At 39.8% G+C, this 13756-nt stretch carries 10 protein-coding genes and 2 pseudogenes; 11 read left to right on the forward strand and 1 reads right to left on the reverse strand.

Annotated features, from left to right (window positions below; genetic code table 11):
• Positions 1-62 precede the first annotated feature (62 nt).
• On the reverse strand, positions 63-680 hold the full coding sequence (locus PG086_RS02370; RefSeq protein WP_000076176.1) for a TVP38/TMEM64 family protein: 618 nt from the start codon (positions 678-680) through the stop codon (positions 63-65).
• A 132-nt stretch (positions 681-812) separates the two neighbouring features.
• On the opposite strand from PG086_RS02370, the pseudogene PG086_RS02375 reads away from it, so the two are divergent.
• The 11 genes and pseudogenes from PG086_RS02375 (at position 813) to PG086_RS02425 (ending at position 13591) form a co-directional block, all read left to right on the forward strand.
• Positions 813-3446 (forward strand): annotated as a pseudogene (locus PG086_RS02375) (DEAD/DEAH box helicase family protein).
• A gap of 131 nt (positions 3447-3577) precedes the next feature.
• The gene (locus PG086_RS02380; RefSeq protein WP_270747659.1) at positions 3578-6640 is read left to right on the forward strand and encodes a DEAD/DEAH box helicase family protein; all 3063 of its coding nucleotides are present in this window, start codon (positions 3578-3580) and stop codon (positions 6638-6640) included.
• Entirely contained in the window at positions 6640-8244 is a 1605-nt protein-coding gene (locus tag PG086_RS02385) for an HsdM family class I SAM-dependent methyltransferase (RefSeq protein ID WP_270747660.1), read from the forward strand. The genes PG086_RS02380 and PG086_RS02385 overlap by 1 nt, the downstream gene beginning before the upstream one ends.
• Positions 8237-9433: a restriction endonuclease subunit S gene (locus PG086_RS02390; RefSeq protein WP_084852623.1), complete on the forward strand. Its 1197-nt coding sequence runs from the start codon at positions 8237-8239 to the stop codon at positions 9431-9433. Before PG086_RS02385 ends, PG086_RS02390 begins: the two co-directional genes overlap by 8 nt.
• Before the next feature lie 118 nt (positions 9434-9551).
• A complete protein-coding gene (locus PG086_RS02395; protein ID WP_084852622.1) occupies positions 9552-10919 on the forward strand; it encodes an AAA family ATPase in 1368 nt (455 codons plus the stop codon).
• Entirely contained in the window at positions 10909-11658 is a 750-nt protein-coding gene (locus PG086_RS02400; protein WP_239827490.1) for a hypothetical protein, read from the forward strand. The genes PG086_RS02395 and PG086_RS02400 overlap by 11 nt, the downstream gene beginning before the upstream one ends.
• A gap of 83 nt (positions 11659-11741) precedes the next feature.
• Positions 11742-12011, forward strand: a pseudogene (locus tag PG086_RS02405) (HigA family addiction module antitoxin); the annotation flags it as partial.
• Positions 12012-12033: 22 nt separating this feature from the next.
• Positions 12034-12438, forward strand: coding sequence for a YbgA family protein (locus tag PG086_RS02410; RefSeq protein ID WP_270748245.1), 405 nt, complete (start codon positions 12034-12036; stop codon positions 12436-12438).
• Positions 12422-12787 (forward strand): TIGR02328 family protein, encoded by a 366-nt coding sequence (locus PG086_RS02415; protein WP_261082149.1) that lies wholly within the window; start codon positions 12422-12424, stop codon positions 12785-12787. The genes PG086_RS02410 and PG086_RS02415 overlap by 17 nt, the downstream gene beginning before the upstream one ends.
• A gap of 155 nt (positions 12788-12942) precedes the next feature.
• Positions 12943-13308 (forward strand): type II toxin-antitoxin system RelE/ParE family toxin, encoded by a 366-nt coding sequence (locus PG086_RS02420; protein ID WP_238095769.1) that lies wholly within the window; start codon positions 12943-12945, stop codon positions 13306-13308.
• A complete protein-coding gene (locus PG086_RS02425) occupies positions 13298-13591 on the forward strand; it encodes a helix-turn-helix domain-containing protein (protein ID WP_000797746.1) in 294 nt (97 codons plus the stop codon). The genes PG086_RS02420 and PG086_RS02425 overlap by 11 nt, the downstream gene beginning before the upstream one ends.
• Positions 13592-13756: the final 165 nt, after the last annotated feature.

Here is a 13756-nt window from a genome sequence, read left to right on the forward strand (position 1 = left end):
TATCGAAATATTGGCATGATTTCCATACCAAAGTATATTTAGTATCAGGCTATTTTCTATGCTCAAAACATCTGCCAGAAGAAATCAATAATATAAGTCAAACCATAAGTATAAACCACTAGGGTGAAGGGCTTGGTCAGAATGATGATAATCATATAGCGTTTGAAGGTCATCTTTGTCAGGGCAGCCAGCATACAGAGAAAGTCAGCTGGGCTGACAGGCCAGATCATCATAAAGATAAAGAACCGCTCGAAACGATTGCCCTTATCTAGCCAACCGATGTACTTGTCATAGGTGCGCTTGCTGACGACGGACTGGACAAAGGCAGCTCCATAGAGGCGTACCAGGTAAAAGATAATGGCACAGCCAATCACGATGCCGATATAGTTATAGATGGTTCCGATGATGTGGCCGTAAATAAAGACCCCAGCCACTGAGGTCAAAGCTCCCGGAATGATCGGTACAACGGTTTGTAGGATCTGTAAAAAGATAAAGAGTGGTGGCCCCCAAACTCCAGCTTGCTGGATAAAGGCCGATAGGGTTTCCTTTGATTGTAAAACACCCGCCTGATAGGCCCAAATACAGAAAATCAAGGTGCCGACTCCCCCCACGATAGATGAAATATTGATGACTTGCTGCAGAAGGGGAGAAACAGCTTTCATTTGCTTATCCTGTGACATGTAAACTCCTCATAGATAGTATGATTCTACTATACCATATTTTATGGAGAAAAACTATCTGGATTATCTGACTGGTGAAATAAGTGTGGTAAAATGAGAATAAGAAAATGACGGTATAGAATGAGGGGTATCATGTTAGGTTTAAACTTTAAAGGAAGCTGGCGCCAATATCAAAAACAGGTCTTGGATCGTTTTCAGGACTATCAAGCAGACGGTCATGTTCATCTAGTGGCCGCTCCAGGGTCTGGAAAGACAACCATTGGTATCGAGCTAATCGCTCGTTTTGGTAACCCAGCCCTCATCTTAGTTCCGACTGTCACCATTCGTGAACAATGGGTAGATAGGATCCAAACTGCTTTTCTAGAGGATGGTCAGAGGCTTTCAGACCTCGTGTCCCAAAACTTAAAGGAGATGAAGGTATTAACGATTGTGACCTATCAGGCTTTTCATAGCGCCATGAACCAACTGCAATCACAAGAAGATGGAGAAGCAGAGGATTTTGTGGGGTTTGATTTGCTTGCAAGCCTAAGAGCTCAGAAAGTTGCGACTCTTTGTTTGGACGAATGCCACCACCTGCGCAATGAATGGTGGAAAAGTCTGGAAGCCTTTCGCAAGCAGTATGAACCGCTGCAAGTCATCTCCCTGACAGCGACACCACCTTATGACAGCGAGCCTGAACTCTGGGAACGCTATATCCGTATGTGTGGGGAGATCGATCAAGAAATCACGGTACCTGAACTAGTCAAGGAAGACACTCTTTGCCCTCATCAGGATTTTGTCTATATGTGTTCACCAACAGCTGAAGAGTCGGAACGTCTCAAACGGTTTGAGGAGACTAAGTGGGACTATATTCATCACCTTATAGTCGATCCTGATTTTCAAACATTTGTAGCAGGATCTAAGGTCCTCAAAGGGGATATTTCATCTGATTTGCTTTTAGAAGATCCCAAGTACTTATCCGCTATATTGATTTATATGCATTCTCAGGGATTAACGATTTCTCCCTCTTTACAAAATTTACTGGGAACCCAGAAGCTTCCAGCATTGACCTCATACTGGCTGGAGACGCTGTTGCAGAGCATACTCTATCAGACAACAGATTGGTATGAGGATCCAGATGGATACAGGAAAAAGTTAGAGGCTGACTTGAAGGCGCGTGGGTTGGTGGAAAAACGTCAGGTTTATCTAGTTAAGTCCAAGGCTTCCGATCAGCTTTTAACCCAATCTCTGGGGAAGTTGTCTGCCATTGCCGATATCTTTTTGACGGAGTATGAGAGTCTAGGTCAGGAACTGAGACAGTTAGTACTAGCTGATTATATTCGCAAGGATTTTGCCACCTATCTGGGAGATGATCAGGCAACCATTTCTCAGTTGGGGGTTCTCCCTTATTTTGAAAGCATTCGTCGAAAAGCTCAGGAGCAAGAGATACCTGTGTCTTTGGCTGTCTTGTCAGGTAGTGTCGTTATTTTGCCTACCGATGTGGCAGCAGAGTTGAAGGAACTCTTGCCTCAGGTTCCACTTAGTTTCTCATCTATTGGTCACTTGGATCCAAAAGATTATGTGCAGGTTGGTTTTCCGAGCTCAGCTAAGGGAATCGTAGCGGCAGTGACGGAGCTTTTTCAACGAGGGCGGATTCAAGTCCTAGTCGGAACTAAATCTCTCCTCGGAGAGGGTTGGGATGCTCCTTGTGTTAATTCCCTAATCCTCGGAAGCTTTGTGGGGAGCTTTATGCTGAGTAACCAGATGCGCGGGCGTGCCATTCGTATCTGGTCGGGACGTCCAGAAAAGACCAGCAACATCTGGCATCTGGTAGCCGTTCAAGCGCAAGCACTTATCACTCTTCCTGGTGAGGAGCCTAGACCAGAGAGCAATCAGGATCTGCAGACCTTGTCGCGACGGATGGAGCATTTTCTTGGATTGGCCTATAATCAGGAGAGTATTGAGACCGGTTTGGATCGTTTGGATTTTCCAAAGCCCCCTTTTAAGAAAAAGCAAATTAGTGAGTACAATGAGCGAGTTAAGAGTCTCTCCAAGGATCGAGCAGGCTTGAGACAAAAATGGCAGGAAGCTCTTGTTGTAGCGGATCAATTTGAGATAGTTACAGAAGTCGCGACTCAAAAACAGAAGGTCCCAGTCATGCTCTTGCTTGATGCATTAAAATGGGTTCGCATGTCATTGCTCTTGTTAGCAGTGGATTTATTGGTTTTGCTGTTTAGAATGAGACTGACTGGAGTTTGGTGGCTTACAGCAGCTTGTCTCCTCTTTTTGGCCTTTGCATCTTGGCGCTACCTCTGCTATAAGAGTCCCTATAAACGTTTGCAATCTCTGGGTGAGCAGATCCGAAAGGCTCTGCTAGATTCGGGGCATCTAACAGATGACCAATCTCGTGTTCAGGTAGAGAAGGATAAGGAAAATTATTTGGTTTTCGCCTATCTCAAGGGAGGTAGTATGAGAGATAAGGAATTGTTTGCGCAGACTGTGGGAGAGTTCTTTGCACCAGTGGACAATCAGCGCTATCTCTTGAAGGCAGAGAAAGTCCGACAAGGTCAGTCACCTTACTATGTCGTGCCTAGTCTTTTTGACAAGCGCAAGTAAGAAGCGCAGAAATTCCTTGACTTTCTGACGCCAACTATTGGACGTTATCACCTGATCTACACACGAACAGAGGCCGGACGGAAAATCCTTCTTGAAGCTCGTATCCAAGCTCTCTCTAACAAAAACGACCGTATCTTGACTAAGAAGAAGGTTAAAAGCCGATTCGAGTAGGGGCGTATGGGAAAATCCATCTGAAACATGATATAATAATAGAGAAAATAAATTTTTAATAGTTGAAACAGTTGAATAGAATGAAGCGTTTAGAATAAACTATTCTTACAAAGTATAAGAAAGGTTTTTTGATGGCAAAGAAAAAAGATTTTTCTGAATTAACCAGGGTACAAATTCCAGCAGCTCTACACCTTATGAGACTGGGCTATACCTATCTTCCTCGTAATGGGAAGGAGATTTTAGAACGAGATCCAGATACCAATATCCTCGTATCTGTTTTTAAGGAGCAATTTTTAAAATTTAACAACTACCTGACAGAGGAAGACTTTGAGAGAGAACTGGCCAATATCAAGTTGGAACTAGATCAAAATGACTTGGGACGTTCTTTCTTTAGACGCCTGCAAGGTCAAGAAGATACCGTTTATATTGACTGGGAAAAACCTGAAGCCAATACTTTTCATCTAGCGCTTGAAGTCACTTGTAAAAATGGTCAGGATGAATTCCGTCCCGACATTGTCGTATTTATCAATGGTCTGCCTCTTTCTTATATCGAAGTGAAACAGCCAAATGCGATTCGAGATGGGAAAACAGGAATTCAGTCGGAGCAAGACAGAACTAGACAACGTTTTGAAAATCGCAAGTTCCGCTGTTTTAACAATATCACCCAGTTGATAGCTCTGTCTGATAACTTGCCCTATATCAGTGGACAAGGTCAACAGAAACAGGGTTCTTACTACGGTTCAAATGCCTATTCAAAAACTAAGTTTAATGCTTTCAAGGAAGAAAGAGAAGAAGATTTCCTTCATTCCTTAGCAACCTTAACAGAGGACCAAATCGACTTCGTTTTAGATGACATGAACCACTTTGCCCTCAAGTCCCAGCCAGAATTCAAAACAAACCTAAACCCTGACACACCTTGTAATGCCTTTCTGTCCTCCTTGTATCAGAAAGAACGCCTGCTCTTTATGCTTCGTTTTGGACTTGTCTATGTAGAGGAAGAGAACAAGGATGGTCAGATGCAACTGCAAAAGCACGTTATGCGCTACCCTCAGTATTTTGCGACACGTGCCATCGAAGAGACGATTGCAAAAGGTGTTAAGAAGGGCGTTATCTGGCATACACAAGGTTCAGGGAAGACAGCCTTGGCTTTCTTCAATATCTGCTATCTGACCAATTATTTCTCAAAACAGGGAATTGTCCCTCAGTTTTACTTTGTCGTGGATCGTTTGGATCTGGCAGACCAAGCCTTTAAAGAATTTACCAAACGAGGGCTCAAGGTTAAGCGTATCAACAGCCCTCAAGAGCTCAATCAAAAACAAGATGGCTATGATGTCGCTGTGGTCAATATCCAGAAGTTCAAGGATAATTCAGACTTGACTGACCGCTCTGGTTATGACCTCAATCGTCAAAATATCTACTTTATCGATGAAGCCCATCGCTCTTATAATGAACGTGGTTCCTACCTACCAAATCTCTATCAGGCAGACACCAATGCAATCAAGATTGCTTTGACTGGGACTCCATTGATTACCTATAAGAAAGATGGCAAAACCAAGGAAAATCATGCGACCACACGTGATATTTTTGGGGACTATATCCACAAATACTACTACAACCAGTCTATCGATGATGGCTTTACCCTACGTTTGATGCGAGAAGATATCGAGACTTCTTATAAAGACAATCTCAGATCCATCAATGAAGAGATCCAACGTGGAGGCTTGTCAAAGGAGGATATCTTTGCTCACCCTCGTTATGTAGAAGCTATGTTAGACTTTATCATCGAGGACTTTAATCGTGCACGTGATGTAATTTTTGATGATCAGACGATTGGTGGCATGATCGTCTGTGACTCGTCAAAGCAGGCGCGTGAGCTTGAAAAGCAATTAGAAAAACGTCGTAAAGCTGGAACAATCAACTTGACATCCGCATTGATTCTCCATGATGAGGGAGATAAGGAAGAGAAGAAAGACAAGGTAGATGCTTACAAAGAAGGCAAAATTGACCTTATTATCGTCTACTCCATGCTCTTGACAGGTTTTGATGCCCCTCGTCTCAAACGTCTCTACCTAGGGCGTAAAATCAAGGCTCATAACCTTTTACAAACTCTAACCCGTGTCAATCGTCCTTACAAGGACTATATCTTTGGCTATGTCATCGACTTTGCGGATATTTCGAAAGAGTTTGACAGGACCAATCGTGCCTATCTGGAAGAACTCAATCAAGAGTATGATACAGCCTTGACTGGGGAAAATGGAGAGGATGTTTTTGGCTCTCTATTTGTCCCTGCAGACGAGATTTCGCATGAATTAAGCAAGACTGAGTTAATCTTGCTTGACTATCCAACGGATAATCTGGAATACTTTTCACAAGCTATCAATGATATCAAGGATAGAAAGCAGTTAATCGATCTACGAAAAGCTTTGGAGTCTATCAAGCAGTATTACAATATTGCTCGTCTCCTTGGTTACCATCAATTGATTGAGCAGATTGACATTGCTCAGGTCGCAACCTTGCTCAACATCCTCTCTAGACGGATGCTGACACTGTCTTTGATTGATAAACCAGCTGACTTTTCTAGTCAAACGCTCTTAAATTTAGCTATGTCTGAGACCAGTTTTAGTTTTGTCAAGATTGCAGAGGAAGAACTTCGCCTAGCAGCTAATGACCTGGAGGATTGGAGACGTCGGGTAGCTGGTAAGATTAAAAAACAGCGTGATGAAAAGGATCCTGAGTGGGTTTCTCTCTACGAAGAATTCCAACGTATCATGCAAAAACATTTTATCTATGGCCAAGAAGGTTATACGATGGAAAATATCAAGGAAACACAAAAAGACTATGAAGAACTCTTTAAGTCAGTGGAGGATTATTATACTCGTATGAGACGATTGACCATGAACTTTAACGGAGATGAAATGGCTGCTCGTTCATACAAGCATGTGACCAACTCTACTACGGTCAGTGAATTTCCAGCTATTTACCATGTTATCAAAGGTTCTAAGGTTAAATTAGATCATAGAATCGGTCAAAATCAAGGGGTTCTAGATAATGAGGAATATCTAAAGCGAATGATTCGCGAGCAAGCCCGAAAAGAAATGAAGAAAAACCAATCAGCTAGCAATATGGCCAAACAAGATTTTGATAGATTGGTTGAATCACTATTTGAAGGATATGAAGAGGAATACCAACACTAATGAATGAAACATACAAAGTTCAAGTCCAAGACTTGGTAGATGATTTGAAAGCTGTCTTTACCCACGCGGGACTAGGAGGAGAAGCGGGTGAATACAAACTCCTAACCCAGTCCTTCCTCTACAAATTTTTAAATGACAAGTTTTTGTATCAAGCCAAGGTCCTAGATGAATCTAATACCTATGAAAACCTGCTTGCTATGAGCGAGGAAGACTATGACTGGCTTTTGGAGGATATCGGTACCAGCACAGCTTGGCTCAAGCCAGACCAGTTGATCGAAACCCTTCACCGTCAGCAAAATGAAGCGACTTTCTACGAGACTTTTGAAAATACTCTCAACCAGATTGCCATTGAAAATAATGATATTTTCTCTGTTCATACAGACGGAGATACGGCTATTCGTCTCTTTGATGAGCGCTTGATTACTGATACTATCTCAGATGGCAGTAAGCGCAACGAGGTCGCAAAATCCATCATCAATCTCCTTGCGCGTGTTAAGTTTGATGAGACTATCTTTTCACAAGGTTTCGACTTTTTCTCTACCCTCTTTGAGTACATTATTAAGGACTACAACAAAGATGGCGGTGGTAAGTATGCTGAGTATTATACACCTCACTCTGTGGCTAAGATTATCGCTGATATCCTTGTAGGAAATGACCAACCATCAAACGTGCGGATCTATGACCCGTCAGCTGGCTCTGGAACCTTGCTTATGAATTTGGCTAGTCGTATCGGTGTGGATAAGACCACTGTCTATAGTCAGGATATCTCGCAAAAATCGTCTAATCTCCTCCGTCTTAATCTGATCCTGAATGGACTTCAACACTCCATCCATAATATCGTACAAGGAAATACCATCATCGCCAATCGTCATCCTGAAAAGATGGACTATATCGTGTCGAACCCGCCTTTTAAGCTGGACTTTTCAGAATGGCGTGACCGAGTGGAAAGCTTGCCAGAAGCCAGTGAGCGTTTCTTTGCAGGAGTACCAAAGGTTCCAGCCAAGTCTAAGGATAAGATGGCGATTTACGAGCTCTTTGTTCAGCATATCATCTATTCCTTGAAGTCAGATGGTCAAGCAGCCGTTGTCTTACCGACAGGATTTATCACTGCCCAGTCAGGGATTGATAAGGCCATCCGTCAACACTTGGTGGACCATCAAATGCTGGCGGGTGTCGTTTCCATGCCGTCTAATATCTTTGCGACGACAGGTACCAACGTCTCTATCCTCTTTATCGATAAGAAAAACAAGGACGATGTCGTCCTCATCGATGCCTCAAACCTCGGAACCAAGGTCAAGGAAGGCAAGAATCAAAAGACTGTGCTATCTCCTGAGGAAGAGCAGAAGATCGTCGAGACCTTTATCCAGAAAGAAGCCGTCGAGGACTTTTCTGTCACCGTCTCTTATGAGGACGTTAAGGAGAAAAACTACTCTCTCAGCGCAGGTCAATACTTTGATATCAAAATCGACTATGTAGATATCACAGCAGAAGAGTTTGAAACCAAGATGACTGCCTTTCAAGATAATCTTTCAGACCTCTTCCAGCAATCGCATGCATTGGAGCAGGAGATTGAAGAGCAAATGAAGGGGTTGAAGTATGAGTGAAGTTACTTGGGAAATAACAAGTTTATCTGAACTAGGGACATTTAGCAGAGGTAAATCGAAACATAGACCTAGGAATGATATAAAACTATTTGAAGGTGGCACATATCCCTTGGTACAAACAGGCGATGTTAAAGCTGCTAATCTCTATATAACTAAGAATAATTCGTATTACAATGATTTTGGACTAAAACAAAGTAAGTTATGGCCGGCTGGTACACTCTGTATCACTATAGCGGCCAATATTGCTGAAACAGCAATTTTATCTTATCCAATGTGTTTTCCTGATAGTATTGTGGGATTTAATGCAAATCCTGAAAAAAGTAGTGAATTATTTGTTTACTATTTCTTTGAATATATTAAGAAAGAAATTCAAAAATCTGCTAGTGGAAGTATCCAAGATAATATAAATATTGATTATTTATCAAAAATGAGAATCAAAGTTCCTGAAAAAGAATATCAGGATAAGATAGTTGATTTACTATCTTCAATTGATAAAAAGATTCTTTTAAACAACCAAATCAACCAAGAGTTGGAAGACATGGCTAAGACCCTATATGACTACTGGTTTGTGCAGTTTGATTTCCCAGACCAGAATGGAAAACCTTACAAATCATCAGGCGGAAAAATGGTCTATAATCCAGAACTCAAACGCGAAATTCCAGAGGGGTGGGGAGTTGAGAGTGTTGGTAACTTATTAGATAAAGTTACTAAAGCTGAAAAGATTGAAAATAATTCGATTGAATTTATTGGTGAAATACCTGTTATTGATCAGAGTCAAAAATATATTGCAGGTTTTACGAATAATGAAAATGCCATACTACAACCTCAAGATGGGCATGTAATATTTGGTGATCACACTAGAGTAGTAAAATATATAAATTTTGATTATGCTAGAGGAGCTGATGGTACTCAAGTCTTAATTTCAAATAATGAGAATATTTCAAATGTATTACTTTATCACATGATTGAAGATTTTGATTTATCAAATTATGGATATGCTAGACATTTCAAATTTCTAAAAGAGAAAACTGTTATAGTTCCTGATAAAGAAGTATCGTCAAAATTTGAAACACAAGCAAATGTTATTTACGAAAAGATTAAGAACAATATTTTTGAAGACCAAGAACTCACCCAACTTCGCGATTGGCTCTTACCAATGCTGATGAATGGACAGGTGAAGGTGGAGTAGGGGAATCTCCTTTTTAAAAATAAAACAAACTTTTTTAAAAAATATAATAAAAAAAGTCATATAAAATGACTTTTTTTGGTATAATAGATTAAAATGGAGAAATAAGGAGCTGAAATCTATGGTGAAGTTAAAGAGTATTGTTATAGAAAACATAAAAAACGTTCAATATGGAGTGATAGATTTTCAGAATAAATCAGATTTTATCAATGTTACGGGTATTTATGGCCAGAATGGATCTGGGAAAACTGCAGTTGTAGATGTATTTGAAGTATTGGCTTCTTTAATGAGAGGTGAGGCTATCCCACAGCATAAAAAGGGTATCTTTAATGCTATAGACCAAGTGGGTGAAAATAACATTACGCTAGAATTAGAAGTTCCAGAACGTTATAATATTTGGTATAAAGTAAAGTTTGCTGCAAGTGAGCCTACAGGTAGTCAAGATATAATAGTAATAAAAGAAGAGATTGGCTATAGACCTTTAGAAAGTGGTGCTAGATATCGTTATCTAATGAGATATGAGTATGAGGGAAGTAATTTTGATTCTGTGAAACCTCAACACACAGGGACTTTAAAATCTCAAAGAAGCATTATGGGGAAAGATGCGATTAGTGTGTTAACAAAAACTATTACTGATGATAATCGTTCCTTTCTTTTTTCAAATGAATTACGTTCTTTCATTACTGCATCAGGAAAGCAAGAACTCTCTACTCTTATTGAAATATATGGAGTAATGGAGGAATTCTGTCAAAATTTAAGGATATTTAATCAAGAACTATCTAGTATGACAGGCGGTGAAGTCACTCCAGTGACAATCAACTATCATAACCGTGAATCTCATCTTAGCTTTCAAGGAATTATTCCAATGTCTCTTCAAAATGGTGGATTTTCTATACCTGAAGAACTTTATCCAGTTTACGATGGGACAATTACTTATTTGAATGAAATTATTCCTATTATTATACCTGACTTGACACTTGAAATGGAAACTGGTGAAACAGAGACCCATCCAGATGGACAAAAATATAAAAAAGTCAATTTCATTTCTAATCGTGCAGGTAAGAGATTTTCTTTAAAACATGAATCAGAAGGTATACGTAAGATTATTAGTATGCTTGGATTCTTGGTAGAGGTCTATAATAAAGAAAATATTATAGCCATTATAGACGAATTGGATGCAGGAGTATTTGAATATCTGCTTGGAGAACTAATTGAAATTTTTTCTGAAAGCGCTAAGGGACAACTCATTTTTACCTCTCATAATTTGCGTGTTTTAGAGAAGCTTCCTTCTTATAAAGTTGTGTTTTCAACAACTTCTCCTACAAATCGTTATATTAGACTTACAGGGATAAAACCAAGTAATAATTTGAGAGATACCTATTTGCGAGCTATTCAAGTTGGAGGTCAGGCGGAAGAACTGTACCAAGGAGTATCTAATAGTAAAATCAAACGTGCTTTGAGAAAGGCAGGTATGAAACTTGGCAAATAAAAGTAGAAAGGTTATCCTAATATTCGTAGAGGGTGAATCTGATGAAACAGTAGTAGGTTTTGTGACAGACTCATTAGTAAAAAAATTGAATCAGTTACATATTACACTAAAAGTAATATATGGGGATGTTTTTTCTGATAGAAGATACTCTCTTTCGTCTGGTACTAAAATTGCAAGTGATAAAATTTCTGAAGCTTTGGACAAAGAAAAATTGAAAGCAAAAGATTTACTTTTTGCTGCTTTTGTCACAGACACGGATGGGATATTTATAAATCCGACGTCTCTAGCAATTGATAGTTCTATTGAACCAAAAGATTCATTTCAATATGATTTAGAAGCGCAAAGATTATTATTTTCGACTCGAGAAAAGAAAGACGAGATAGTAAAAACTAGACAAAGAAAGTCTAGGAAACTTGCTAAGTTGATAAAAGAAGGTGAGTCACTTAAAATTAATAGAGTACAAGTTTCTTGTTATGTGTTTTATAATTCTGTCAATTTAGAGCATGTTTTATTTGAAAAATTATTACCAGACCATGAAAAGCAGGATGCTGCGGATGATTTCGTTGACCAGTATGACGAAAAAGGTGACGAGGGATTAGATGAGATTTTAGCATTTTTCAAAAGCAGATGCCCATCAGACGATTATGAAGAAAGCTGGGAATTTATAAAACAACATGAAATGATGCAAGGATATTCTAATTTGGCTATATTATTTGACAGGATTCAATCTTATAAATAAGTGACATATAGTAGATGCGGATTGAAATTTTCTTGGAATGATAGAATTTGAATTTTTACAAATAGAATAGGAGAGCAATCACTATGACTAATAAAATTGTTGAATACAAAGACCTGATTGCTTTTCATCCGGGTCAATATCTTGGAGAGCTAATTGAAGACTATGAGATGACCCAGAAAGAATTTGCGGAGAATTTGGGGGTATCGCCAAAGACGATTAGCAAATTAGTGAAAGGTGAGGAATCAATTAGTAATGAGATCGCTCAGAAGTTAGAGAAGTTTACCAATATTTCGATGAAAACTTGGCTCAATCTTCAAAACGCTTACGATGTAAAAATGGAGGGGTTCTTAGAGTAAACATGGTATAATGTCAATTATGAATAATAACAACCAACGTGCCCTGTGCCAGCAACTCTGGGCTAGAAACAAATACCTCGTTTTGAGTCATTCTAGCAATATTTACAATGAGATTCGTCAGTATCTAAAGAATGAAGAGGTGGAGGTGAGTCAGATTCAGGAGATGATTGACCGTGCCTGCCAGATTCCAGAACACAGGGGTCAGGTTTGCAATGCTTTTCAGCATATTTGGGGTTATTTCAAAAAGAAAGCGACAGATGCTGAGCGCAAGGACTACATGCTCTTGCTGGATCGCTACCGATTTGGTCAGGCTTCTCAGGCAGACTTGATTACTAAGACTCGAGACTTGCTTGATCGCTATCCAAATACCTACTTGCAACATTCGACTTTACTGAAAGGAGACTTCCATGAGACTTTGGCATGAGGCTTTGATTTCACAGCTTCCTCGTCCTCAACTCTTGGGGCAACATCGAGAGTGTTGCGCCCTGCGTGGCAATGGCTGGGGCAGAAAGCATGAAACGGTGGACTATGTCTTTACCCACTCGCCCTATCGTCTCTATGCCTATCATGACTTGATCATGAAGGAGATGGCTAACCGAGGCTATAAGGTCAGTCCAGAGTGGTTGGATAAAAACTATCGTGGTAAGATTTGTCCTTCTTATGAGGATTTACCTGAGGAGACTTTGACGAGCCCTATTTACAAGGAGCATGATGCTGCCTACTTTGAGGAGTGCCTGGAAAATCTCCGAGAGAAGGGGATTGAGCTGGAGTAAACGTAAGGATTACAGCACTTTATAACTCTTCTCTTAATTTTTTCGAATAATAAAGATGAGACCTTTAGAGTTTTTCTAAGGTCTTCTTTTTATGAGTGTTCAGATTTACTTTTAATAACTTTTGAGTTATAATTTAATTAGAAAGAGGTTGCTTGGTGCATACGATTTACTTCTATAAGGACAAAAAAGGAAACGAGCCAGTTTTGGATTATATGAGAGAATTGGCTAGTCAGAAAAGTAAGGATAGTCGCATCAAACTCAATAAACTAAATGACTATATCGAGTTGCTTAGTCAGCATGGGACGAGAGCTGGGGAACCCTATATGAAACACTTGGAAGATGAGATATGGGAACTAAGACCTTTGAGAAATCGAATTTTATTTATAGCGTGGCTTGATGGTAGTTTTGTTCTTTTACATCATTTTGTCAAAAAGACTCAGAAAACTCCTAGAAGAGAAATTGAAAAAGCCAAGCGTGAACTGAAGGACTTAAAAGAAAGAGGGTTAAGTGATGAAGAATAGTGCTATTGGAAGTAACTGGAAGGATGTCCGGTCAGAACTCTTTACCAAGGAGGAAATCCTTGAAAGTGATATGCGAGTGGCTATCATGAGTGAGTTGATTGAAGCCAGACATGAGCAAGGAATCAGCCAGAAAAAGCTAGAAGAACTCAGTGGAGTGAGTCAACCTGTCATAGCTAGGATGGAAACAGGAAAGACTAGCCCCCAGTTGGATACAGTCTTGAAAGTTTTAGCCAGTTTAGGAAAGACACTAGCAGTAGTCCCCCTCGAACAGAGAAAGAGTTGATAGGGATGAAACAACTTGGTTTGCTAAAATCATCCACTGGATAATTTTACCTCCCGTCCGCACTTTTTCAGGGAAATATCAGAATTACAAAAGAAAACCAACCTATAGTCTTTTTTAATAACAAGCCATAGTCACTGATGAGAATCGTCAATAGCTCGTTTGAGC

The organism is Streptococcus halitosis (assembly GCF_027691175.1).
Taxonomy (GTDB): domain Bacteria; phylum Bacillota; class Bacilli; order Lactobacillales; family Streptococcaceae; genus Streptococcus; species Streptococcus halitosis_A.